We start from the raw sequence: 24,172 nt of genomic DNA, 5'->3' as shown, positions 1-24,172 counted from the left end.
TCAGGCCTCCTTCATCTTGTAGAACTGGTCGCCGTAATTCGAATAGGCTTTCTGGTCGAAGCCCTCGATGCCGGGACGCAGCAAGTTCGAGATATTGGAGAAGAAACACGGGATCAGCGCCACCTCGTCCATCGCGATATCCTCGGCCTGCTTGTAGAATTCGGGACGTTTGGCGGGGTCGGTCTCGGCTGCGCCCTTGGCCGCCAGTTCATCGACCTGCGCATTGGAATAGCCCTGGAAATTGCGCCAGCCGGTGCTGGTCAGCAAACCGCCCACATATTCATCGGGGTCGACCATTCCGAGCCAGCCCCAGACACCGGCCACGAAATCTCCCGATTTCTGGCGCGCATAGGCGGCATTGGCATCGGTGACCTCGACGGTCAGCTTGGTGCCCAGCACCTGATTGACCTGCGCCACGAAGATCTCGGCAAAACGCTTCCACCAGCCGCCACCCCATGTGATCACCGGCACCTCCATCTCGTCGGGCTTGTATTTGGACTTGGCAAGCTCGGCTTTGGCGGCCTCGGGATTATAGGTCATGTATTTGCGGGTGGTGCCGGATTGATACTCGGCCAGCTGCGGCGGGATGATCCCGTCCGCGGCCACGCCCTCGCCAAAGAGCACAGCCTGCACGATCGCCTCGCGCTGGAAGGCCATCGAGATGGCGCGGCGGAAATGGATATCGTCGAAGGGCGCCTTGGTGAGGTTGATCGAGATGAAGCGCGTGTTGAGCCCCGGCTGGCGCAGGAGCGTGACGCTGTCATCCTTCATCAGCTGCGCCACATCGGCGGCGGGAACGGTCGAGGTCATATCGATCTGCCCGCCCTTGAGTGCGGTCACACCCGAGGCTTCCTCGGCAATCAGCGGCACCTCGATCTTGGCAAAGGACGGCGCGCCCTCGAAATACTCGGGATGGGCCTCGAGCGTCAGCCCCTCGCCCGCATTCCATTCCTTGACCTTATAAGCACCGGTCCCAACGGGCGCGCGCGAGAAGGCATCGGCGCCCATCTCCTCGAAGGCTTTCTTGTTGATGATCTGCGTACCGGTCCGGCTATTGGACAGGAAGGTCAGCAGCGGCGCATAGGGCGCTTTGGTGTGGATACGCACAGTGAGGGGATCGGGCGTCTCGATCTTGCTGACCTCGGAGAGCTTGGAGGCATTGGGCGAGGCCAGATCGGGCGACATCACCCGCTCGAAGGAGAATTTCACATCTTCCGAGCTGAGCACCTCGCCATTGTGGAATTTGACGCCGGGGCGCAGCTTGAACTCGAACCCACCGGTCTCGATCGGGCTATAGCTCTCGGCCAGATCGGGCACGAGCTTCATATCGGCGTCGAATTTCATCAACCCGTTGAAGGTGCTCCACATCACATAATATTCGGGGATCAAGGTCGCCTGCGCCGGATCGAGCGTATTGATCACGCTATAGCCGGTGATCGCGGCGCGCAGGCTGGTGGATTGCGCCATCGCGGCACGGGTTGACAGGCCAAGCCCGCCCAGCAGGCTGGCCGCGCCCATGCTTTGCAAAACAAGACGTCTGGAAATCGAGGAGGTCATTGCAGTCTTTCCCTGTTGCTGCCCGCGTTGATGCGGATCGTTTGACGAAGACGGAATTAGAGAGAGGCGCTTACGCCTCGGCCAGCGTCCTGGCCGCGCCGAAAACGGGGCGCTTGCGGCCCAGCGTCTCGCGCAGCGTCGTGCCCGGATAGTCGGTGCGGAACAACCCGCGGCTGCGCAGCTCGGGCAGGATGAAGCGCGAGAGATCCTCCATACCCTGCGGCAGGAGCGGCGGACAGATATTGAACCCGTCACAGGCCCCCGTCTCGAACCACAGCTGCATGTCATCGACGATGCTCTCGGGCGTGCCGATCATGTAGCGCCCCGTAAAGCCCGCCGCGACAGTCTCGTAGAGCTGGCGGATGGTCAGATCCTCGTCTTTGGCCTTTTGCAAGAGGCCCTTGGCAATCGAGATATTGCTATGCGGCAAATCCTGCGGCACCGGACCATCCAACGGATAACCCGACAGATCGCCTACGAAATTATAGAGGATATTGAGCCCCGCCAGCGGGTCGATGAGCGCCTGCAGTTCGTCGAATTTTGCCTGCGCCTCGGCCTGCGTCGCCCCCACATAGAGCGTGATCCCCGGCATGATGAGCGGCGGCTCCTCGCGGCCCAGCTCTGCCGCGCGCGATTTCAGGTCGGCATAGAAGTCCCGCGCCTCCTCGACCGTCTGCGCGACGGTATAGACGATATCGGCATGGCGCGCGGCAATGTCCCGCCCCTGCGCCGAGGCCCCCGCCTGCACGATCACCGGATGCCCTTGCGGGGTGGGTGCCGAATTCAACGGCCCGCGCACCTTGAAAAAAGCGCCTTCGTGATCGAGGACATGCACCTTCTCGGGGTCGTAAAACTCGCCTGTTTCCTTGTTGCGGACAAACGCGTCCTCCTCCCAAGAGGCCCAGAGCCCCTTGGTCACATCGACGAATTCCGCAGCGCGCGCGTAGCGTTCCTCACGCGGGAGATTGGCGGTCTTGTTGAAATTCTGTGCCTCCTGATCGGACCATGAAGTCACCACATTCCAGCCCGCACGACCGCCCGAGATATGGTCGATCGAGGCGAATTTGCGCGCGATATGATAGGGTTCGTTATAGGTGGTGGAGGCGGTCGCCACGAGGCCGATATGGCGCGTCGCCCCGGCGATCGCGGCCAGCAGCGTGAGCGGTTCCAGCTCGGCATTGCGCATGTCATGCGACATCGCGCCTTCGGGCCGGTCGACCCCACGCACCGCCAGACCATCGGCGAAAAAGATCATATCCAGCTTCTCGGCCTCGGCGGCCTGCGCAATCGCACGGTAACTGGAGAAATCGAGATTACATCCCGGCCGGTACTCCGGATGGCGCCAGGCTGCCACATGATAACCGTGATACCGCATCGAAAGCCCGAGGCTCATCTGTTTCATCGCGAGACACCCATCCAGTTTTTGTATACTGAAATTAAGACTCGCCTTTAGCTACGGATCACGCACAAATCCGGACTTCCGAATGTTTTTAGCTCATGCTTTTATATATGCCGATTATTTATACTATTTTCCACCATCATGTCCTAATTGACACGCAGAGACTCCACACCTACCAAAACATTCCGGCCTAACAAGATCCTAAACCTTTCTTACTGGTATACTGAAAATATATGCTCTGGCGTTCATGCGTCAGACGAAACTGGCGCAGGAGAGGTCTCCTGCGCCAGTGGGGCAACCGGAATTGCCCATGGGGAACCGGTCGTGAGGACCTTATCGTGAGGAAACCTAGACTGGCCCCGTCAGGCGCTTGCCGCGACCTGCAACTCGGTCATCATCCCTGTCGCGAGATGGCCCATATGGTGGCAATGCAGCATCCAGCGCGCGGCCTCGCCCGCATCGAAGGCGATGGTGACCATATTCATCGGCGGCACCACGACCGTATCGCGTCTGGCGCCCGCAAAACGGCGGCCGTTGATCGCCACGACCTGGAACACATGGCCATGCAGATGCATCGGATGCGCCATCATCGACATGTTGTGGAAGGTCATCTCTACCCGCTCGCCATGGATCACCGGGATCGGCTCGTGATCGGCCCAGACCTGACCGTTGATCGTCCAGCGATAGGGGTCCATGCTGCCGCTCAGCATGACATCGTGATGACGACTGACCTCGCGCACGGGGAGGCTCTGCACTGCCCGCAGCCGGTATTCCAGATCAAGATCCTGCGTCGCGGCAGGTGCCTCGACCTGCGCATCGCCGGACAGCTTTGCGACCGTAGCCCCTGCACTGGCCAGAACGAGCCCCGTCTGTTTCATGCTGCCCTCACGCTTGGCAAGAACCGGATAAGCCCCGCTTTGCGCGGGCAGATCCACAAGAATATCCATCCTCTGCGCCGGCGAGATCGGCAAGCGGTTCCCTGTCACGGGCTGGACTTGCTCGCCATCCGCCGCGACCAGCGCCCCTTCGACCGTGCCTAGATCGAGCCAATAAGCGGTCATCGAAGAGCCGTTGATGACGCGCAGACGGACACGCCCGCCCTTTTCCACCGTCACGACCTCCGGATCGTCGAGTGTGCGGTCATTGGCGAGATAGGCGTCGAACTCGAAATCGTTCAGATCCATCGCCATACCGGACATATGGTTCATCTTCGCTCCGCTGGAGTGGTCCATTGTCATGCCGGACATATCCATGCCCGCCATATTCCCATGCGACATGGGCGCGGAGCCCATCTGGTGTCCCGCCATCTGATGGCCCGCCATGTGACCACCGGCCAGCGTGTCGAGCACCTCCTCCGGCACGAGGAAGCTGAAATCCTGCAGGAACATCACGACCTCCTGCCGGTCCTCGGCCAGCTCATCCGAACTATGGACGATAAGCGGGGCCGCCAGCAGGCCCAACTCGTGCTGGGGCACATGCGAATGCATCCAGAACGTGCCCGCGCGGGGCGTGAAATCATAGGCGAGGGTCTCGCCCACCTTCAGCATCGGGTTGGTATTGGGCGCGCCATCCTGCGCATTGGGCGGGATTTGCCCGTGCCAGTGGATGATCGTCTCGACATCGAGATCGTTGGTCAGATCGACGCGGAAGCGCTCGCCGGGCGCGAGGCTCAGCCCTTGGCTGCCCTTTGCATTCACAAGGCCCATGACGCTGGCCGCGCGTCCGTTCACCTCTAGGACGCGGGTGGTGACCTTGAGGCCCTGCGCTGTGCTTTGCGCCTTCACACGGGCAGGAAGAAACAGGCCAGCAGATGTGGCAACACTTGCGGCCAGAAAGCCGCGACGGGTCAGTGTGGTCATTGGAAATCTCCGTAAAACCGTTGGGGAAGAGGTTTTGGCGAAGATCAGGAACGTGGGGGACGAAGGGGCGGCGCCACGTTCCGGGAGGCCAGATCAAGCCGGAATCCCGACATGTTCATCTCGCGGGCAAGCGGGCGGAACGCGAGCGGTGCGCTCTCGTCCTGTGTGGCCTGCGACAGAAGGCAATCCATCATACAGGACGCGCTATGGGTGTGGCTGTCGTGGTGGTGGCCATGCGGCGCCGTTACGGTGCAGCAGCGATCGGCAGGCTGAATCATGGATGCAAAGCTAGCCCCCGGCCCGAAGACGGACCAGAGCACGAGCGTCATCACCAGAACGGGGCGCAGAAACCGGAGCATCGTTCCCATGCCCGCAACATATCCTCTGCCCCATCCGGCGTCAGGTCACATTCCCGAGATTAGAGTTTCTGCCCCCGCAACCGCAGCGCATTGCCGATCACCGAGACCGAGGACAGGCTCATGGCCAGTGCCGCGATGACCGGCGACAGAAGCACCCCGAAGACCGGATAAAGGATCCCCGCCGCAATCGGCACGCCAGCCGTGTTATAGGCGAAAGCAAAGAAGAGGTTCTGGCGGATGTTGCGCATCACCGCCTGCGCCAGCCTGCGCGCCTTGACGATGCCGCGTAGATCGCCCTTCACCAGCGTCAGCCCCGCGCTTTCCACGGCCACATCGGCCCCCGTGCCCATCGCGATGCCGACATCGGCAGCCGCCAGCGCGGGTGCGTCATTGACCCCGTCGCCCGCCATGGCAACGGACGCGCCCCCTTTTCGCAGCTCCTCCACCAGCTTGGCCTTGCCCTCGGGCGAGACACCGGCGCGGATCTCGTCAATCCCCAGCTTGCGGGCCACCGCCGCCGCGGTGCGCGCGCTATCGCCGGTCGCCATCACGATGCGCAGCCCCGCCTCATGTAGCGCGCGGATCGCCTCGGGGGTTGTGTCCTTGATGCGGTCGGCCACCGCAATCACGCCGATGATCCGGTCTGCTTGGGCCAGCATCATTGCCGTCTTGCCTTCGTCCTGGAGCGCCTCGATCCGGTCTGTCACCTTCTCGGGATCGGCGCCACAATCGCGCATGAGGGCAGCATTGCCAAAGGCTACCTGATGGCCGTCAATCCGCGCTTTCACGCCCTTACCGGTGATCGCCTCGAACCCTTCTGCCTCGAGCCTCGGCGCGTCTTTTGCCCCTGCCAGAATGGCTTCTGCCAACGGATGTTCCGATCCCCGCTCGAGAGCCGCCACCAGCGACAGGATGTGCTCCTCCTCGCCTTCCAGCACGACCGCATCAGTCAGGGTCGGGCGGCCTTCGGTCAGGGTGCCGGTCTTGTCGACCACCAGCACATCTACCTTGGCAAAGCGTTCGAGCGCCTCTGCATCGCGCACCAGCACCCCTTCGGACGCCCCGCGCCCCGTGCCCACCATCACCGACATCGGTGTGGCCAGCCCCAGCGCACAGGGACAGGCGATGATCAGCACAGAAACGGCGGCCACCACCGCATAGCCAAGCGTCGGAGACGGGCCGAAGACCATCCACGCAATGAAGGCCAGCAGCGCACAGGCCACCACCGCCGGCACGAAAATGAGCGCCACACGGTCGGCCAGCCCCTGAATGGGCGCGCGCGACCGCTGTGCCTGCCCCACCATCGACACGATGCGCGAAAGTGTCGTTTCGGCCCCCACCGATCGCGCCTCCATCACAAAGCTGCCGGTTTTATTGAGTGTGCCGCCGGTCACCGCATCGCCTTGCGCCTTCTCCACCGGAACGGGCTCGCCCGTCAGCATGCTCTCGTCGATGGTCGAACCGCCTTCGATGATGGCCCCATCCACTGGCACCGTCTCGCCCGGGCGCACCCGTAGCCGGTCCCCGGCCTGCACCTGATCAAGCGGCACGTCCTCCTCGCCCGCGTCATTCACCCGCCGCGCGGTTTTGGGCGCGAGATCCATCAGCGCGCGGATCGCATCGCCCGTCTTCTCGCGCGCGGTCAGCTCCATGATCTGGCCCAGAAGCACCAGCACCAGAATGACGGCCGCCGCCTCGAAATAGACCGGCGGCTGGCCGTGCATATCCCGCAGCGCCTCGGGAAAAATGTCGGGGGCCAGCAGCGAGACCAGCGAGAACCCGTAGGCCGCCGCCGTCCCCAGCGCGATCAGCGTCCACATATTGGGCGAGCGGTTGGTGACAGATTTCCAGCCCCGCACAAAGAACGGACGACACAGCCACAGAACCGGCGTCGCCAAAGCGAATTGCAGCCAGAGGAAGGGCCGTGCCCCGATCCAGTCCTCGAACGGCACCCCGATATGTGCGCCCATCTCGAGAGTGAACACCGCCGCCGCCAGTGGCCCCGCGATCCACAGCCGCTTGCGGAAATCGACAAGCTCGGGATTCGGCCCCTGATCGGCAGAAGGTGTCATGGGTTCCAGCGCCATCCCGCATTTCGGGCAATCTCCCGGCTGGTCCTCGACAATCTCGGGATGCATAGGACAGGTATATTGCGTGCCCTCGGGCATTGCCTTCGGCGCGGGCCGCTCGCCCAGATAGGCCTCGGGATCGGCCTTGAATTTGCTTTCGCAATTTTCGGAGCAGAAATAGAATTTCTCGCCCTCCAGTTTGTGGAAATGCGCCGCCGTCCCGCGATTGACCGTCATACCACAGACCGGATCCTTGGCCTCGATATAGTCTTCGGGCGCGGCCACGAATTTGTCGTGACAGCCTTGCGAGCAGAAATGGTAGCTATGGCCATCATGCGTGGCACGGGGCTTTCCGGCATGCGGATCGACCGTCATGCCGCAGACCGGATCGCGGGTAACCGTAGAGGAATGGGCGTGGTCTTTCATGATCGCGGGTCCTTTTGGCTGGTCCGCCTCTCCAGATAGGGCCTCCACTCACTGGAGGGTCAAGCATGAAGGACGAAAAGATCGGCTTCAGACCCAACGTGCCGGTCCCCGCCCTGTTCCAAACACCTTGCTGCGCTATCGTGATCCGCTGCAGATGGAGGGACAGAATGACCATCGGCGAGGTGTCCAAAGCCACCGGATTGCTTGTAAGGCCGTCAAACGGCACCGAATATTGACCCTCAATCGACGTCTTACCTTGACGCTTCCGGCTCTGCGGCAAGTAGCGCAACGCGGCGTAACCATCACACAGCGCAGCTGCGTCGGGTCAGCGTGCCTCTAGTTCTGCGCGAGTCTTGAAGAGGCAACTCTCGTTGCTGATTTCGCCCATGTCACAATGATGCCTGAGGCGATCGGGGAAAGCTGTCATCCTCTTGAGATCGCAGAAGACCGAACCACTCTTCGAAGTCGAGATCGGTCATTAAGATCCTCGAAGGTCGCTCGTAAAGGCGGTTGGTAAGGTCGGACGAGCGCTGTATAACGGCTTAGGCGAGCGGCAGATAACCCAGTTCATGCAGGATCAGAAAGACAAAGCGGCAGAGCAGATCAGCGGTGTGGCATTGGCGGTCAGCAGGGCCTCGGCAACCAATTTTTAACGAGTGCGACCACATTGAAAAACCGGCCGCGTTTAGAGCGCCTGATACAGGATCGCATGATGCCGAAGGCACCGTGTGGCTCGCCAATTCCGGTGCCGCTGATCGAGGCGTCACCGGGGGCGAGGGCCCGTACCAGAAACGCATTTACTGGCTTTCCCTCGAAGGTGAGCTCATCGACCTCTTTGGCCAAGGAGAGCTCCGCGATGGTTATCTGGTACTTGTTTGATCGCGCCAGCTTTTCGATCATCTCCGCATTCAGAAACTCATCACGATCTTCTGAAGCACGTGCTATCGCTTCGCTGCCGTGGTGATCAGTTCATCATATGCTGCCTTCATTCCGTACAGCTTCAGCCGGTTGATTGGTCCTGTGCGGGTTGATGCGCGTGTGCATGATGCCTCGGCTGTCGGGGATGAGCCGCTTTTGTTGTCGTCCTTTGCGCCTGTCTGGGTGTCGAAGGACCGTGCGGCGGGCGGTGTTGCGGCCTGTGCTGCGGGGGCGGATGTGATTGTGCTTGATGACGGTCACCAGAACCCTGCGCTTGTGAAGGATCTGAGCATTGTGGTCGTGGATGCGGGTCGTGGTTTTGGGAACGGGCTTTGCCTTCCAGCGGGTCCTTTGCGGGAGCCTGTATCTGCGGGTCTATCGCGGGCTGATCTTGTTGTTTCGATCGGAGAGGCTGCGGCGCAAGAGCGTTTTGCGTCGCGTTGGGGCGCTTATCTTCCCTGCCCTCATTTTACTGGCCATCTGGCCCCGTTGCCGACGGGTATGGACTGGCGTGGATTGCGGTGTTTGGCGTTTGCGGGGATTGGTTATCCAGAGAAGTTTTTCGATACGCTACGAGGCTTGGGTGCGTCGGTTGTTCGGACGGAGTCACTTGGTGACCACCAGCCTTTCACGGCTGCGCTGTTGTCGCGTCTTTTGCATGATGCGCAGGCGGATGGTTTACAGCTTGTGACGACGGAGAATGTAGAGGGACACAGATATCTTCAGTGATACCGGAAGAGACCAGAACAATCCGGAAGAAGCCGGAAGGGCCAGTAAAACAAGGCGTTTAAAGGCGTCGAAGCCCCAATGGGGCCACGCCACAGGGTGTCTTTCAGTAAGACCGAAAATGGCTGTTTAACGAGCGTGTGCGACACAGAGTTTTTCAGTCGCTGTGCGCCATAAATCTTAGAGGATAAGGATGCCCACGGTGACCAAGCGAAATCGGTTGGCCCATAACAGAAGAAGCTAGCCGAGCGCTTCCGATAGTCGCGTTAGACCCGTGATGTACCCTTATTTTTAAAGGATTTAGCGCCACCGGGCGCAGATCAGAGCCTGTCCTCTATTTTTCGTCGGTCAGCTGCACTGGGCGCTAGCTGACGAGCTGCGTCCAGCATACGTCCGCCTTTCAGTACTCGAATGACGGCGAGTTTTGTAGCCTCCGCGCAGTCGGGAACATGCAAATCTATCCGCGAGTTCAAAATTCTGTTGCATGTTCGAGATAAGCCCCTTGTTTTATTGATTATCGTCGCGCTTTGCGCTGAGTTCTAAGCCCTCCGAACATGCAAACGATTTTATCCGCTAGGAGGATGGAATACGGGTTTACTATCTTACGATTAACTCTGCCTAAACTGGTCATACTATCTTTAATCTAGCAGCCGTTTTATTTTAGCTTGCATCGCATCCCACCATGGTAGCAGCTCCCCGAGCTCTGCAGAAACCGGATTTTTTCTACAGGGATGCCCCTGCCCAAGGGTAATCTTGCGATGGATACTGTCCAACCGCCACCCTTTGAATCCACGAGTATTTTCTAGATGACACGCTTGAATAAAGCTGGCTTCAGAGGCTGTAGACAGTGTTCTTTCTAGTTCTTGGATTGTGACGAAAACTATCGGTTTCATATCATGTTCAGAGATCTCAGGATCTTTCTCCGCCGCCATAGATTTGGCCATCGAAAGGACTTCTCTACGGAGAGATTCTGCCATGACGAGCCAATTGTCTAACGTCAGAACGACCCCCACCGTATCGTCCTTTAGCTCGCGTTTTATATAGCCGCGGCGACAGCGCGAAAAAAAAGCCCAAAGTTGGAACACTGCTTTGGCGAGTTCTTGATACCCCCCATCGGACAGGGGGTTAATCCCGAACATTGCCGACTGTGACATCCGTTTCGCTTTGCATTCGAATGCGATTTGAATTTTCCCACCGCTTGAGCAAAGAATATCGGGTGTATGCACCATATTCTTCCGAAAAGAGTATTTGAACTCTCGATCCCAAGAAAATTGATCGAGGGTAGTTTCCAGGTATTTGAAGCAATAGTCTTCAAACCTACGCCCATAGTCGTCTCGGATTTTACCATCGGTACTTTTTACAACGTCGTAAAATACTCCCGAAGTAATCCGCTCTAATATCAGCTCAGGTAGAGGAGCTCGTAACCTCTCGCATTCTTCTCCAAAGCGAATGCAGGGAAATTGTCTTAATATGCTGGGCCTATCAGCAACATGGACAGTCTTCGGTCTAAGGCGAGAAGCCTGCTTTGCAGCTTTAGAATACGGCAGAGCAATCAGGGTAAGAACTTTTTCAAATTCTTCCTTTTCTATACCAAGCTTTTTCCAAGCATTATTATAACCTGCGACAGCACGGAGCCGAAAATTACTGTATAAAATAAATCCAATTTCCGAAAAGCGGTCGAGCGTTATACCGTAAGTTTTTTCGAAATAAGCGGCACAAGGCCCCTGGCCATAAACGAACGCATTTCTGTAAAAGCGAGCAATATCGTTGAAACCAGCTTGCCACTCGAACTGCCGTGCGGCGATGCGCCCTAAATCAACGAACACATCTTCCCGATGTTTGAGAACTCTGTGCTCGACGTCTTCAAGTTTGCGAAGCCTGTTTATACAGTTACCCATCACGCCGAAATGGTCCATTCGCATTTGGCGAGTAATCTTATTCTGTCGCACTTGCATCTTAGGAATGATCATCAACTCGTTTATCAGGGTTTCTAGTTCCCACTCATGAATTGCATACTCACTGTAACGAGGCGGCGTTACAGCTTTCGATGGAATAAATTTTGCGTCTAAATATCGGATTGCGCGCTCAGGGGCGTCCGTCTGCAACGCATGGACTGCCCAAGCGAGTTGAAAAAAACCCTCATCCGGTGACATGGCCAAAATGCGGTCAAGCTTTTTGCGATAATAGTGTCTCATGTCAGATCAATTCCAAAACCGTTAGAGCGCTTCAGACGCTTCATTAGAATCTTCGCGGCACCATTGTCGGAAAGCGTAACAGTTCTACCCTTCGGCCGTATGACCCCACCAGACGACCTTCCCGATTACATTGACGTTTGCCCAAGCCTCTTTGGAGATGAACTCTGGCGGATAATCAGGATTGTCGGATGCGAGAATTACTACGTCTCCCATAGTCGCAAGACGTTTCACCCGCGCACCATCTTCGGTCGCGAAAGCGAACACGGGGCTTTTGCGAGATTTATAATCGGACGATCGCGGCGGAATATTCTTTTGGGAAGTATCGATGAGAACCATATCACCTGGGCAGATCGAGGGTAGCATGCTTTCGCCCGTCTCACCGTCCGCGATGCGCGCGAGCACAGCATCCGATGGTGAGACCCCTATTCGGCGCATCCAAGATTTTCGAAAAGCTAGATATTCTGTAACCTTCGAATGACCGTTAAAAAATCCATCTCCGGCGGCAAGCGATGCTTCGTGCAATGGCACTGCCGTGAAATCTTCAGACATCCGCCGAATATTTCTGTCGTCATCAGCTGAAGTGAGTTTCAACTCCAGTCCCAACTCCTCACCGCTCGCCAGTCTGGCGATGAAGTCTGCACGCCCGCTCATTCCGGCAAGTTCAAAGTGCATCACGTCTTGAAGCTTTGTCGCAAGTTCCTCCGAAATAGCTGGACGCGGCGGACCTATGTAAACCTCTAGTCCGAGCGCAGAACATACTTCCTGCACTCTTTTTAGGTTCGGCTTCGCGCGTTTCGCGTCTTCGCGAAGAATGTTGCGCAGAGCATCTCTCGGCAAATCAGCCTTCTGCTCAAACGAGAACGGTGTCTCGCCGAGTTTCTGGAGCTGGGACTTAACCCGCTCAACGAAGACTTCGTCCAGTGTTTTCATAGTTCGGGAGAATGCCCGAATGCAGCGTAATTGACAATCGGGAGTTTTCCCGTTTAATCTATCGGGAGAACGCCCAACTGAGAGGCCGAGGTTATGAGCATCAGCGAACAGGAAATTTTGAAACTGGCTAACGAGTACTCGGCCCATTCTGGGTTGAAACTTTCCACTATCAGCACTTATGCGGCGAACGACGGTAAGTTTCTTGATCGGTTGCAGAGCCGTGGCTCCTGCACTGTCCGAACCGCGCGCATTGTTTGGAATTGGTTCTCCGACAACTGGCCCGACAAAGACCTTGACTGGCCGAAGGATATTTCTCGCCCCGTGCGCCCCAAGGCCATCACGTCGAAAGAGGACGCAGCCTGATGACGGACTGCATCATCCTTCTGGGCGGCCTTGTGGCCATTCTTATCTGGATCGCCTTGTTCCACGCCATTGAGGTGCTGTGATGGTGGTCCGTGTCTCCCTCCCTTCGGTCGGTGGATCGCCGAAGGATCAGGGCCGCTCCGACGGCAAGAAGGCGGCAACGCCCGGCCGTCGGAGCGTGAACTATGATCCGCTCGTGGGGCGCGCGAGCCTCCGTTTCCAATTCGATGCGCAACCTGCCGGCGCGTCGATGTCCTCCAGGCTGCGCGGGTTCCTGTCCCTGACGCGTGCGGCCTGGGGGCGCTTCGAAGGCAGCCTGATTTCCGATGCCGTTGGGGCTGTATGCCTCTTCGCCATCCTGTTCGGGGCGCTTTTCCTGCCCCTCGTTTTCAACTGATCGGTACGGAAAGGTCCACACCATGCCGAAACCCCACCTTATGCAAAAGACTATGGTCGCTGTTGCCGAGGTCGATACCTCGAACCGGCTGCGGCCCGTGACGGAGGCTGGTGTTGCCAGCCTGATCGCCTCGATCGAGGAGCTGACCGTCATGAAAGACCCGATCCATGTTCGCCAGAAGAAGGGCGGCGCGCTGGTGCTGATCGCAGGCGGTCACCGCCTAGAAGCCGCCAAGCGTTTGGGCTGGGAGGAGATCGAGGCAAAGATCTGGACGGATGTCACCGACGACTGGTCGCGCCTGATGGAGATCGACGACAATCTGGCCGGTGCAGAGATGGACCCGCTCGACACGGCGGTCTTCCTCGCCGAGCGTCAGCGCGTCTATGAGAAGCTGCATCCGGAGACCAAAGCCGCGACCGGTGCTGACCTTGTCGGGAAGCGCTGGAATACGGCGGACAAAATGTCCGTCGTATGTTTTGCGGAGGCTACCGCCCAGAAATTCGGCATCACCGACCGCCATGTGCGCCGTATGGTGGCCGCAGGCAAGGCCCTCGCACCCGAGGATGTACGCCTCCTGCGTGAGGCTCCGAAGGCAGTCGGCCTCTCCGATCTGCAATTGATCGGCAAGCTGGAGCCCACCAGCCGTGAAGCCGTCGTTAAAGCCCTTATTGCTGGTGAGGCAAAGTCCGCAGCCAAGGCCCTGAAGGCCATCAAGACGGCTGCATCGAGCCATATCCCGCAATCGACCGACCCGCATGATCAGGCCTTCCTGAAACTCGCGGATCTGTGGTCGCGCACCTCTGCGGTCGCCCGTCGTCGTTTCCTCGACGAGTTCGGCGATCAGGTCATGCGCTTCATGCCCGACCAAGGGGGCGATGACGAATGAAGGACTTTATGGACATCAAAGAGTGGTGGACCGTGGCCGAGATCGCCGATGCACGCTTGCCCGACATGCCAGAGACCCGGCAGGGCGTGGATGCCTTGGCAAAGGCCTCCGGCTGGCGTGACACCCCCAATGCTGTCCGCCGTCGTGATGGGCGCGGCGGTGGCTGGGAATATAACTGGCACGTCTTTCCGGCCCGCGCACGTCGTCATCTGATGTCGGGTGTCGATGCCGACACGGCCAAACCCACGACCTGGAAGGAACGCGCCGAGGCATGGGCCTATTTCGACAGGCTACCCGAAAGCACCAAGGCCGAGGCAAAGAACAAACTGGCGATCCTGACCGAGATCCAGCGCCTGACGCAGGTCACCACGAAGCAGCTGGCCATCGAGATGGTCGCGCCTGCGACGGGCAAAAGTACCCGCACGATCTGGAACTGGTTTGGCCTCGTTGATGGCGTGGCCGAGGCGGATTGGTTGCCTTATCTCGCCCCGCGCCATCGGGCTGCGGCCAAAAGCGGCAGCAAAGCCGAAGCCGATCCCCAGTTCTTCGACTGGCTGAAGGCGGACTTCCTGCGCGAAGGTGGCGGCAGCTTTGCCGCCTCGCATCGCCGCGCCGTGAAGCTGTGCAAGGCCAACGGGTTCAAAGCCATTTCGGTGGCGAAGACCGCCAAACGTTGGCTCGACACGACGATCCCGTTGGTCTCGCAGACCTTCATGCGTGAGGGGGAAGCCGGGCTTCTGAAGATGTACCCGCCTCAGATCCGCGACCGCTCGACCTTGGGCGCGCTGGAAGGCGTCAATGCTGACTGCCACAAGTTCGACGTGTTCGTAAAATGGCCGGGCTTCGAGACCCCGATCCGCCCGCAGATTGTGGCTTTTCAAGACCTCTATTCGGGTAAGATCCTATCATGGCGGATCGATGTGGACCCGAACAAGGTCGCCGTCATGTCGGCCCTGCGCGAGCTGCTGGAGCTTTGGGGCATCCCGAAGCACTGCCTCTTCGATAACGGTCGCGAATTCGCCAATAAATGGCTGACCGGTGGCGCCAAGACCCGCTTCCGCTTCAAGGTCCGCGAGGACGAGCCTCTGGGCGTTCTGGAGCTTTTGGGCATCAAGATCCACTGGGCCACGCCCGGTCATGGTCAGGCCAAGCCGATCGAACGGGGCTTTCGGGATTTTGCGGATGATATCGCCCGCGATCCGCGCTTCCACGGGGCCTATACCGGTAACCGTCCGGATGCGAAGCCCTCGAACTATGGCGAGACGGCCATTGATCTCGATGTATTCCTTGCCGTCGTCGCCGAAGGTGTGGCCGAGCATAATGCCCGCCAGGGCCGTTTGAGCCAGACCGCCGCCGGTCGCAGTTTCGACGAGACCTTTGCCGAGAGCTACCAGAAGCGCCCGATCCTGAAGGCAACCGACGAGCAGCTGCGCATGTGCCTGATGGCCCAACAGATCGGCAAGCTGCACTCGACCCATGGCCGTATGACGATCGCCAAGAACGGCTATTGGTCGGAATGGATGAACGAGCATGCCGGTCAGGAAGTCATCGCACGGTTCAATCCGGAGGATCTGCACGCGGGGGCCTATATCTACAGCCCCGTCGGCGAGTTTCTGGGCTTTGCGGCCTGTCAGGAGAAGTCGGAATTCTTCGATCTCGCCTCGGCCAAGGCTGCAGCCCGCGAACGCGCCCGCCGCACCCGCGAACAGCGGCGTCTGGCCAAGGACCTGCGACCCGTCTCGGTGGGTGGTCTGGCGGCGGATCTCGACAAATTGCCGAAAGCCGATGCGCCGACGCTTGATGCCAAGGTGGTCAAGCTTGCCCAGCAAAGCGAGATCGCCCGCCTCGAACAGCGCCAGCGCGGCAAGCTGATCCAGCGCCCGAAGGCCGCACCCGAGACCTCGCCCGAGCAGGAAGCCCAGCTTCTGCAGTTCGAACGCAGCTTCGCCGCGCCCAAACCGCGCCGCGACAAACAGGCTGAGGCCCCGCGTGATCGCTTCATGCGTGCCCGCGATATCGAAGAACGCTCCGAGCGTGGCGAGGCCATCGGCCAAGCTGAAGCGCAATGGTTCCAGCGCTACCGCTCGACGCCCGAATACCAGTCCCAGCGAACCATGTTCGACCGCTTCGGCGAACAAGGGCTGGCATGACAACTCCCCTGCAGCCGTGGCCGCAGAGCACCAAAAGGAGACACAGATGAAGATGGATCGACCCAACGCGTTCAACCAGTCCGTCGCGCCCCTGCGCAACGTGATGCTGCTGAATGCGCTGATCAGCCGGGTCAATGACCGTGACCCCGATCTGCCCGGCATGGCCTGCTTCTATGGCCCATCCGGCTACGGAAAGACCGTGGCCGCGACCTGGAACGCCAATGAGACCGGCGCTTACTGGGTGGAGATGCGCGAGAGCTGGACCCGCAAGACCCTGTTCACCGCGATCCTGCGAAACATGGGGATCGAAGCGCGCCGGACCATTCCGGAGATGTCCGAACAGATATCGCGCCAGCTGGCCGTCACCGGTCGCCCGCTGCTGATCGATGAAGCGGATTACCTGATGAAGAACAAGATGATCGAGCTGGTGCGCGAACTCTATGAGGATAGCAAATCGGCCATCATCCTGATCGGCGAAGAGCGCCTGCCGCAAAACCTTACGCGCCTTGAACGCGTCCATAACCGGATGCTGGAATGGGTCGCAGCCCAGCCTGCCGACCTGCGCGAGGTGGGGCTTCTGGCCCAGCGGAAATGCCCTGGCCTCGAATTCGAGGAGGGTGTCTTCGAGATGATCCTCGACGCCTCGGGCGGTCGGGCACGCCGGATCGTCACAGATCTCGATCAGGTGCGTGTCGATGCCGATACGCGCGGTGCGGACCGCGTCACCCTGAAGGATGCGGAGCGGATCCGCTTCTATACCGGCGATGCGCCGGCACCGCGAGGTGCGCAGTAATGACCAAGAATACAAGCGGACGCCCGCCGGTGCATGAGCGGAAGCCGTCGAGGCAGGACATCTGGGAAGCAATCGTCGCGAACAAGGAGGGCTTCACTTTGGGCTTCCTGCGCGAGCGGTCTCTGGCCAATAAGAAGACGATCTCGGATTATCTCAAATGCTTGGTGGCTGCGGGATATGTGACCAAGGACGAGACCGTCTATCCGCCGAGCTACCAGCTGGTGAAAGATGGCGGGCACCACGCGCCACGCCTGCGCCCGGATGGAACGCCGGTTAGCCACGGCGCAGGCATCGAGAACATGTGGCGCAGCATGTATATGCTCAAGGAGTTCACCTATGAGGATATCGCGGCCCATGCCACGACGACCTCGGTGACCGTGCTGCCGCGCACCGCCAAAACCTATGTCTACCAGCTTCTGCGCTGTGGCTATCTGAAGGTGCTGGTCAAGGCCTCGCCCGCCAAAGGCAAGCTCGCCAAATACCGTCTGATCCGCGACAACGGGCCGCTGCCGCCGAAGGTCCAGCGCGTCAAGCGCATCTTCGATCCCAATACCAACGAGGTATTCGAGGAGGTGCAGAGCTGATGACCCAGATGATGACCGCACAAGGCGCATGGGGCGCGGAGATGCCCGATTGGATTGGCACGCTGGCACGGGCCTGCGCCGAGACCAGCCAGAACCAGGTGGCCCGCCGTCTGGGCTATTCCTCGACCGTGGTGAGCCTCGTCCTGCGCAACAAATACACCGGCGATATCGGCAATGTGGAGACCGCCGTGCGCGGGGCCTTCGAGAACCTTTGCGTGGCCTGTCCCGTTCTGGGCGAGATCCCCGTCATGGACTGCCGCAGCTGGCAGCAGAAGGCCAAGACCTACTCCAACGAGAACAGCATGCGGGTCCGGATGTTTCGGGCGTGCAACCGCTGCCCCAAACGGAAGGAATCCTGAAATGTCGAATTTTGATGCTGTGATCGGTCGCGTGATCGAAGGGGCCAAGCCGAGTGATATCGCCGTCGAACAGAGCCTTTCGATCGAGACCGTTTATCTGCACTCGGCCCGTGCCCGCAAATTGGGTCTGCCGATGCCCCAAAAGGTCGCCCGCAAGCCGCGCCTTGGCCGCGAGCGGGTCACGGTCAGCCGCAAGCTCTTGGAAGGTCTCGGGTCCCATAGCGCCGCCCGTGGCCTGACGGAGAGCGAGCTGGCCAGCCGGATCCTCGAAGCCGTCATCTTCGGCCACGGCATCGACGCTCTTCTGCCCCATGGAGGCCCACATGCCTGACACCGTGTTCACGCCCGCCAAACTGATCAAGAAGCTTACCGACTTACCGCCGCCGCCCGGCAAACCCAAATGGATCGGCATTGATCCCTGTGCCGGTACCGACTGGACCGCATTCACCCTCATTGCCCCCCTGAAGGACACCGACCATGACTGAGCATTCCACCATCCCGACCGGCCGTCAGACGATCAACGGCGCTGAATATATGGCTGATACCAAGGGCGCACTCGTGCCCGTCTCGCTGATCAAGCCCGAGAACCTCCTTGAAGACGAGGTCGTGCGCAAGATCGCAGGCTATGCCTCGGACCTCTCGGCCCAGGTCGCCCGCTTCAAGGCCCATACCTTCGATGATCTGGGCGGCTTCGAAGCTCTCCTCCAGCAGGAATATCATGTCACCAAGGGCGGTGCGAAGGGTAATAAGACCTTCATGTCCTTTGACGGTCTGATGAAGGTGCAGGTCTCGGTCGCCGACCGGATCGATTTCGGGCCGCAGCTACAGATCGCCAAAGATCTGATGGACGAATGCCTCAACGAATGGGCCGCAGATGCCCGCGACGAGATCCGCACCATCGTGACCCGCGCCTTCAATACCGACAAGGAAGGCCAGATCAACCGCACCGAGATCTTCATGCTCCTACGTCTCGACATCAAGGATGACCGCTGGCAGCGGGCCATGACCGCGATCCGCGATGCCATGCGTGTCGTGGGCTCGAAAACCTATGTGCGCTGCTACCAACGCGCCACGCCCGAGGCGGCGTGGGAAGCCATCACCATCGATCTGGCAAAGGCCTGAGCCATGACCCATCAGCTGCAACGTTCCATCTTCGCGGGGTGCCGCGAGCTTGGCCTCGACGAGGATAGCCGGCGTGACCTGCAGCTGCGGGTCACGGGCAAGGCCTCGCTCTCGGATATGACCGATGCCGAGAAGACGGCCGTGCTGTCCGAGCTGCGGAGCAAGGGCTTCCGTGTCCGCGCTGGAAAGCGCCCGATAGCCAAGCGCGGTGATATCCGCTTTGCCCATGTGCTCTGGCGGCTCCTCCATGAGGCGGGCGAGACCCGTGTCGCGGGATCGGCGGGCCTCAATGCCTTCATCCGCAAGCGATTTGCCAAGACCTGGGGCGCGGCCCCGATCGACATCGACGCGATGACCGACCATGTCCAGATTTCCATGGTCATCGACGCGCTGAAAGCGTGGTGCGCCCGCGCGGGGGTCGAACTCGATGCGCGCTGATCATCTTGCCCCTTATGTGACCGACCACGCCCTCGTGCGCTATATGGAGCGCGTCATGGGGCTGGACCTTGCCGCAGTCCGCGCCGAGATCGAGGCCCGCGTGGCGATGGCCGTGTCGCTCGGCGCGACCGCCACCCGTCAGGACGGTTTCCGCTTCGTGCTCGATGGCCCGCGCGTGATCACCATCATGACGGTCGCGGGCGATCAGCTCTTCGTGCCGCATTTCCTGCAGGAGCCGGAGGATGGATAGCTGGATCGACGAGCTGGAGCGCGATCTCGGTTTGCCCGCCCGCTTGGCGATCCTTGCCAATTGTGGCGGGCAGAGCCGTGATATCCCTTCGGTCTCCGGTGCCGGTCGGTCCAGAATAGCCAGCGAGATCGGCGTGGAGATCACGGTCTGGCTCGCCCGTCGTTTTGCGGGAACCACGCTCGAAATCCCCTCGCGGCTTGGCGCCACCTCCCGCGACCGCGCCAGCTGCCTCCGTGCCGCCGTCATAGAGGCCGGCCTTGGCTCCAATCCCAGCCGCTCGGCCAACGAGATCGCCGTCGAGTTCAACGTGACTGCGACATGGGTTCACAGGCTGCGTACCCAATTACGGGCCGAGCTCGACGAGGATGACGGGCAGCTGCAGCTGCCGTTTTAGTCACTTCGTGCTTGAATCACTTTTTAGTAAATATACCTTTTTACATTGTGGTTTGCCTGAAGGGTTGAAGTGCTCAGCGTATGCACGTTTCCAAGCGCGCATGCTCTAAGACGTATCTACTCAAAAATAAATATTAGCGCCGCAGCATTCAGAGGGGTTAAGTTATCGTAATTACTGACCGGCATTTGCAGGAACCACATGATAAAAGTTCTGTAAAACAGCCTTGCAAATATGATCCTCCGCAGGAAACTTGAAAATAGACAAAAAAATTGAAATTGAGGTTCAAATGCAAGATTTCGATGATGATTTTTCGGCAATAATGGTGTTGAGCCCTTTGCATAATCAGGCATTTTCTCTGGCGCAAAGAACTTTAGAGTCGGCACATATGCTTCATGCAGACTCAATATTTGACGGACCAGACGGAAGAGATAATGTTTTGTTCAGCTGCTTCAATCCCGTTAGGGCTGCAACCGACAAAATGTTAACGGGAAGCGAAATAACATCTATTGTAGATTCGAATTTTCTCTCAGGTATACGGCGTATTTTAGATCAGCCCCCGAATTCCTTGCTGAACAAGGAAAACAAAGAAATTCTCGCATTTGTAATACTGTCGGGCTTATGCGAAGGAGCCATCACACCCGGCATGGCTTATCATGAGATGCAAGGCAATTCGAGCGACAAGAAACATCTTCTTGAAGCGTTTAACGCCTATGAGTTTCTCTGGTTCGAAACGGATCTAGATCTTATTTGCGAAACTCTAATTCAAAATCGGATGCCAGATTGGGGCCTCTCCGACAGGCTAACACGAAAGATACCTCGGTCGTCCTTAACGAAGATTAGGAGTATTTCTGGTGGTCAACGGTATTATTCAGAGCTTTATGCGACAATAGTTGCAGCTACCATTGAGCTTAAAAGTGGCAGCACGATAAGCAATAACACTAAGTTTAAAGCGTTTATCGAGGCGATCTATCGTTGCGGAGCGTTTGGCATGGGATCGCTGCGATACTTTTCTCTCTACTTCTCCGATACACCTTCCAAACTCGGAGTGCAGCGAAAGTCGATGTTGAAGCAGGTTCATTCTGGTAGTTTCGAAAAAATAAAAAGAGGCATTCTGAATGCGGCTTCAGACTGTTATTTTCTCTCAGAATATGGTTCTGCGATCAATTCTTTCCATGAGCGTAGAACGCCACGAGTTTTTGTAACTTCTGATACAGCTCTGAAAAAGATCATGGAGTCTGAATTCAATGATCGCAACTTGTGGCAGAGCGGCGTAAGCGCGACTATTGATCGTTTCCGCGGTGAACAGATGGACCCGCAAACCGCAAGTATGATAGATGATGCGATTCCTATTTTTGACGCCGGACAAGTGCCAAAAAAAAGACCTGCAATGAGAGAAAGCGCGAAGCATTTTCTGGCTAACCAAGATCAGGCAATAGTAGATGCTTGGCTAAAATTGGCCGAGGTGGTTGGAGACGCATCTAGCCCTACGTCCTTTTAGATCCATTATGCAAATAAGAGCATAAATTTATGCACAGAGGTTCCTTCTTAGTGACCGGCCGTCGGCCAATTATGCAGCGGAAGGAGCTTAAGCCTAACATTTTGGTCTTATTAAAAGCTGGTTACTTAACTGAGCAATCACTTCCAACAACTTTTGCCACGCTTCCAAACGCTCAACCAGTTCAGGGGGCAAATTCGCCTTAAACGGGCTGATAACCGACCTATCAAAAGGACGGTTATCCATGCAAATCCAGAACCATATTCTTGAGGGTGTCACATTCCAGACGGCCAAATGGATCGGCGAGACCATCACCCCGACCATTGTCGTTCTGCACGACACCGCAAGCCCTCTCACCAAATCCAATTCGGCCAATTACCTCGCCAATAACGAGGCGAAGGTCTCCGTCCATTTCGTGGTCGAGCGCGACGGGACCATTACCCAGCAGGTGCCCACCAATAAACGTGCGAACCACGCGGGCAAATCGACCTTTAACGGTCGCTCGGGCTGCAATGCGTTTTCCATCGGGATCGAGATCGTCAATCCGGGCCGCATGACGGCGGTGGATGACAGCACCGCCAAGGGCTGGTGGGGTGCCAAGTTCAATCGCGCTTCCTATGGTATCGAAGAGATCACCACGCCCCAGCATGGCCACGGGCTCTGGATGGGCTACGCCCCCGATCAGATCTCAGCCGTTCTGGACCTTCTCGAAGCGCTGTTCCGCGACGTGCCGAGCCTGACCGATATCACGACGCATTGGTATATCTCACCCGGGCGCAAGGTCGATGTGAACCCGCTCTTCCCGCTCGACGAGCTCCGCGCCAAGGTCCTCGGCCGCGATGATCCTGCCGATCTGGCCGCTGAAGCTGGCTCCAATCCCGAGACCGACCCGACCGCCTATGTCGAGATCGATGCCGGGGGAGACAGCCTCAATATGCGGCGCTGGCCCTCGTTCAATCCGAATGTGCTGGCATCCATTCCGGACGGCACGGCCGTGCCGGTACTGCGCCGTGGCGTTTTCGATAACCGTGCCTGGCTGCAGGTGCGCTATGCGGGTCAGGAAGGCTGGGTCGTCGCCCGCTACACCGCCCCCGTTTGCATCGAGTGAGGGAGGCGAGCCCATGGCCAAGAATATGAACCTCCCCGTTCTGCCCGCATGGCATGCCCGCAGTTTCTACGCATCGCTCCTGATGGCCGCGACGGTGATCTGCAATGTGCTCCATATCGATCTCTTCGCCCATCTCGATCATCTGGGGCTTGGGTCCACCCCCGATCTGGTCCTCGATCGGATCATGATGCTTGCGCCGCTGGCCTTCGGGTTCTGGGCATGGTGGGAGCGCAAAGCCCCCAATTACCGCCTCTCGCTCGATCCGGGCGAGCGCCGCTCCCAGCTTCGCGCCTTCCTCGCGCGGCTCTGGGCACGGGTGCGCAATCGCAACCGCCGCGACAGCCCCAAAGATGGAGGATGACCATGCTGATCGAAATTGTCAGCGGCCTTCTGGCCCTGATCGGCCTGCTGTTCGTGGGCAAGAAATGGGTCACCCAGAAGACGAAAGCCGAAACGGAAGCCCAGCACGAGATGCAGGCCCAGATCGACACCCTCGAAACCCGACAAAGGATTGAAGATGCGACCCGCGATGTTCCTGAGCCTGATGCTGCTCGTGACCGCCTGCGCGCGTTCGGCGGAGGTGCCGACAAGCCCCCGTCCGAGCGCTGAAGGCCTCTGCGCTGGCCTCGAAGGGCTGGCGCGCAGCCATGCGCGCGCCTTGGCCGAGAGCACCGATGACGACGCGGTCGTGACCGGTGACATGCTGATTTCCGGGCTGATTGCGGCCTGTGGCTATGAGGCTGCCCCATGATCGTGAACTTTGACCTGACGATAACGCTGGGGGTGCTGGTCACGATCTTCGGTATGATCGTTGCATGGATCGGGGCCCGCTGGCGCGGCCTCGACAAGCGGATCGACGATCAGCATGCGCGGCTCGACCGCCATGAAGGCCGGATCTCCAATCTGGAAACCACGGTCAAGGCGCTTCCCAGCACCGAAGACCTTCACAAGCTCCATCTCGAACTGGCGGGATTTGGCGGCGATGTCCGCGAATTGCGTCAGGCGATGGAGGGCTATCGGGAAGTGATGGAGCGCACCGAACGCGTGGTGACCCGTCATGAAGAGCATCTGCTACAAGGAACACGTCGATGAGCTATCAGGACACTTTGCGCAAACACCGCCGGCTGACCATTCTGCGGTATCTGGCCAATTGCGCGGGCTACACCTCCAACGCCTCGATCCTCGCCGATGTGGTGAATGATTTCGGGATCACCTCAACGCGGGACCAGATCACGACCGAGCTGACCTGGCTTGCCGAGAACGGCTTCGTCAGCAATCGTGGCGAGGGCATGATCGTGACCACCGCCACGCATCAGGGCGTCGAAATCGCCGAGGGCCGTGCGCTCCACCCCGAGATCCAGCGCCCGCGCCCGGGCCAGTCGGCGGGCTTCTGAC

The 24,172-nt window shown here is 58.9% G+C and carries 28 protein-coding genes and 1 pseudogene; 21 read left to right on the top strand and 8 right to left on the bottom strand.

What is annotated here, in order from left to right; genetic code table 11:
• The 6 genes from ABEB22_RS18565 to ABEB22_RS18540 form a co-directional block, all read right to left on the bottom strand.
• Positions 1–1,557, bottom strand: a complete 1,557-nt coding sequence (locus ABEB22_RS18565) for an ABC transporter substrate-binding protein (protein ID WP_339115360.1) — start codon at positions 1,555–1,557, stop codon at positions 1–3.
• A 70-nt stretch (positions 1,558–1,627) separates the two neighbouring features.
• Complete coding sequence (locus tag ABEB22_RS18560; protein ID WP_339115359.1) at positions 1,628–2,959, bottom strand: LLM class flavin-dependent oxidoreductase; 1,332 nt, start codon at positions 2,957–2,959, stop codon at positions 1,628–1,630.
• Positions 2,960–3,318: 359 nt separating this feature from the next.
• Positions 3,319–4,815, bottom strand: a complete 1,497-nt coding sequence (locus ABEB22_RS18555; protein ID WP_349295274.1) for a multicopper oxidase domain-containing protein — start codon at positions 4,813–4,815, stop codon at positions 3,319–3,321.
• 44 nt (positions 4,816–4,859) lie between these two features.
• The gene (locus ABEB22_RS18550; RefSeq protein ID WP_349295273.1) at positions 4,860–5,183 is read right to left on the bottom strand and encodes a hypothetical protein; all 324 of its coding nucleotides are present in this window, start codon (positions 5,181–5,183) and stop codon (positions 4,860–4,862) included.
• 50 nt (positions 5,184–5,233) lie between these two features.
• Positions 5,234–7,669, bottom strand: a complete 2,436-nt coding sequence (locus ABEB22_RS18545) for a heavy metal translocating P-type ATPase (RefSeq protein WP_349295272.1) — start codon at positions 7,667–7,669, stop codon at positions 5,234–5,236.
• Between the two features lie 624 nt (positions 7,670–8,293).
• Positions 8,294–8,569, bottom strand: coding sequence for a hypothetical protein (locus tag ABEB22_RS18540; protein ID WP_406871214.1), 276 nt, complete (start codon positions 8,567–8,569; stop codon positions 8,294–8,296).
• A 108-nt stretch (positions 8,570–8,677) separates the two neighbouring features.
• On the opposite strand from ABEB22_RS18540, the pseudogene lpxK reads away from it, so the two are divergent.
• Positions 8,678–9,286, top strand: a pseudogene (gene lpxK / locus ABEB22_RS18535) (tetraacyldisaccharide 4'-kinase); the annotation flags it as partial.
• A gap of 665 nt (positions 9,287–9,951) precedes the next feature.
• On the opposite strand, the gene ABEB22_RS18530 reads toward lpxK, so the two are convergent.
• Positions 9,952–11,508, bottom strand: a complete 1,557-nt coding sequence (locus tag ABEB22_RS18530) for a hypothetical protein (protein WP_349295271.1) — start codon at positions 11,506–11,508, stop codon at positions 9,952–9,954.
• An 84-nt stretch (positions 11,509–11,592) separates the two neighbouring features.
• Positions 11,593–12,438 (bottom strand): S24 family peptidase, encoded by an 846-nt coding sequence (locus ABEB22_RS18525; protein ID WP_349295270.1) that lies wholly within the window; start codon positions 12,436–12,438, stop codon positions 11,593–11,595.
• 93 nt (positions 12,439–12,531) lie between these two features.
• On the opposite strand from ABEB22_RS18525, the gene ABEB22_RS18520 reads away from it, so the two are divergent.
• The 20 genes from ABEB22_RS18520 to ABEB22_RS18425 all read left to right on the top strand — a co-directional run bounded on the left by ABEB22_RS18520 (position 12,532) and on the right by ABEB22_RS18425 (position 24,171).
• Positions 12,532–12,801, top strand: coding sequence for a hypothetical protein (locus ABEB22_RS18520; protein ID WP_349295269.1), 270 nt, complete (start codon positions 12,532–12,534; stop codon positions 12,799–12,801).
• Positions 12,802–12,883: 82 nt separating this feature from the next.
• Positions 12,884–13,198 (top strand): hypothetical protein, encoded by a 315-nt coding sequence (locus tag ABEB22_RS18515; protein WP_349295268.1) that lies wholly within the window; start codon positions 12,884–12,886, stop codon positions 13,196–13,198.
• A 52-nt stretch (positions 13,199–13,250) separates the two neighbouring features.
• Positions 13,251–14,084, top strand: coding sequence for a ParB/RepB/Spo0J family partition protein (locus tag ABEB22_RS18510; RefSeq protein ID WP_406871213.1), 834 nt, complete (start codon positions 13,251–13,253; stop codon positions 14,082–14,084).
• 8 nt (positions 14,085–14,092) lie between these two features.
• The gene (locus tag ABEB22_RS18505) at positions 14,093–16,234 is read left to right on the top strand and encodes a transposase domain-containing protein (RefSeq protein ID WP_349295266.1); all 2,142 of its coding nucleotides are present in this window, start codon (positions 14,093–14,095) and stop codon (positions 16,232–16,234) included.
• A gap of 46 nt (positions 16,235–16,280) precedes the next feature.
• Entirely contained in the window at positions 16,281–17,027 is a 747-nt protein-coding gene (locus tag ABEB22_RS18500; RefSeq protein WP_349295265.1) for an ATP-binding protein, read from the top strand.
• Positions 17,027–17,611, top strand: a complete 585-nt coding sequence (locus tag ABEB22_RS18495; protein ID WP_349295264.1) for a hypothetical protein — start codon at positions 17,027–17,029, stop codon at positions 17,609–17,611. Before ABEB22_RS18500 ends, ABEB22_RS18495 begins: the two co-directional genes overlap by 1 nt.
• The gene (locus ABEB22_RS18490; RefSeq protein ID WP_349295263.1) at positions 17,611–17,970 is read left to right on the top strand and encodes a hypothetical protein; all 360 of its coding nucleotides are present in this window, start codon (positions 17,611–17,613) and stop codon (positions 17,968–17,970) included. The genes ABEB22_RS18495 and ABEB22_RS18490 overlap by 1 nt, the downstream gene beginning before the upstream one ends.
• Before the next feature lies 1 nt (position 17,971).
• A complete protein-coding gene (locus ABEB22_RS18485) occupies positions 17,972–18,301 on the top strand; it encodes a hypothetical protein (protein ID WP_349295262.1) in 330 nt (109 codons plus the stop codon).
• Positions 18,294–18,455, top strand: a complete 162-nt coding sequence (locus tag ABEB22_RS18480) for a hypothetical protein (RefSeq protein ID WP_349295261.1) — start codon at positions 18,294–18,296, stop codon at positions 18,453–18,455. The genes ABEB22_RS18485 and ABEB22_RS18480 overlap by 8 nt, the downstream gene beginning before the upstream one ends.
• On the top strand, positions 18,448–19,092 hold the full coding sequence (locus ABEB22_RS18475; protein WP_349295260.1) for a DUF3164 family protein: 645 nt from the start codon (positions 18,448–18,450) through the stop codon (positions 19,090–19,092). Before ABEB22_RS18480 ends, ABEB22_RS18475 begins: the two co-directional genes overlap by 8 nt.
• A 3-nt stretch (positions 19,093–19,095) precedes the next feature.
• Positions 19,096–19,530 carry a regulatory protein GemA gene (locus tag ABEB22_RS18470; RefSeq protein ID WP_349295259.1) on the top strand — a complete coding sequence of 145 codons (435 nt, stop codon included), beginning with the start codon at positions 19,096–19,098 and terminating at the stop codon, positions 19,528–19,530.
• Complete coding sequence (locus ABEB22_RS18465; RefSeq protein ID WP_349295258.1) at positions 19,520–19,780, top strand: hypothetical protein; 261 nt, start codon at positions 19,520–19,522, stop codon at positions 19,778–19,780. Before ABEB22_RS18470 ends, ABEB22_RS18465 begins: the two co-directional genes overlap by 11 nt.
• Positions 19,773–20,174, top strand: a complete 402-nt coding sequence (locus ABEB22_RS18460) for a hypothetical protein (RefSeq protein WP_349295257.1) — start codon at positions 19,773–19,775, stop codon at positions 20,172–20,174. Before ABEB22_RS18465 ends, ABEB22_RS18460 begins: the two co-directional genes overlap by 8 nt.
• 250 nt (positions 20,175–20,424) lie before the next feature.
• Positions 20,425–21,672 carry a hypothetical protein gene (locus ABEB22_RS18455; RefSeq protein ID WP_349295256.1) on the top strand — a complete coding sequence of 416 codons (1,248 nt, stop codon included), beginning with the start codon at positions 20,425–20,427 and terminating at the stop codon, positions 21,670–21,672.
• A gap of 241 nt (positions 21,673–21,913) precedes the next feature.
• A complete protein-coding gene (locus ABEB22_RS18450) occupies positions 21,914–22,777 on the top strand; it encodes an N-acetylmuramoyl-L-alanine amidase (protein WP_349295255.1) in 864 nt (287 codons plus the stop codon).
• Between the two features lie 13 nt (positions 22,778–22,790).
• The gene (locus ABEB22_RS18445; RefSeq protein WP_349295254.1) at positions 22,791–23,138 is read left to right on the top strand and encodes a hypothetical protein; all 348 of its coding nucleotides are present in this window, start codon (positions 22,791–22,793) and stop codon (positions 23,136–23,138) included.
• A 2-nt stretch (positions 23,139–23,140) separates the two neighbouring features.
• Complete coding sequence (locus ABEB22_RS18440; RefSeq protein WP_406871212.1) at positions 23,141–23,386, top strand: hypothetical protein; 246 nt, start codon at positions 23,141–23,143, stop codon at positions 23,384–23,386.
• Positions 23,295–23,528 carry a hypothetical protein gene (locus ABEB22_RS18435; protein ID WP_406871211.1) on the top strand — a complete coding sequence of 78 codons (234 nt, stop codon included), beginning with the start codon at positions 23,295–23,297 and terminating at the stop codon, positions 23,526–23,528. The genes ABEB22_RS18440 and ABEB22_RS18435 overlap by 92 nt, the downstream gene beginning before the upstream one ends.
• On the top strand, positions 23,525–23,869 hold the full coding sequence (locus ABEB22_RS18430; RefSeq protein ID WP_349295251.1) for a DUF2730 family protein: 345 nt from the start codon (positions 23,525–23,527) through the stop codon (positions 23,867–23,869). Before ABEB22_RS18435 ends, ABEB22_RS18430 begins: the two co-directional genes overlap by 4 nt.
• Complete coding sequence (locus ABEB22_RS18425) at positions 23,866–24,171, top strand: hypothetical protein (protein WP_349295250.1); 306 nt, start codon at positions 23,866–23,868, stop codon at positions 24,169–24,171. The genes ABEB22_RS18430 and ABEB22_RS18425 overlap by 4 nt, the downstream gene beginning before the upstream one ends.
• The last annotated feature ends 1 nt before the right edge of the window (position 24,172 follow it).

The sequence above is a fragment of the Thioclava sp. 'Guangxiensis' genome (assembly GCF_045348365.1).
Classification (GTDB): Bacteria; Pseudomonadota; Alphaproteobacteria; order Rhodobacterales; family Rhodobacteraceae; genus Thioclava; species Thioclava kandeliae.
The sequence above is the reverse complement of the archived record's forward strand: the minus strand, read 5'-3'. Positions and strand labels throughout refer to the sequence as shown.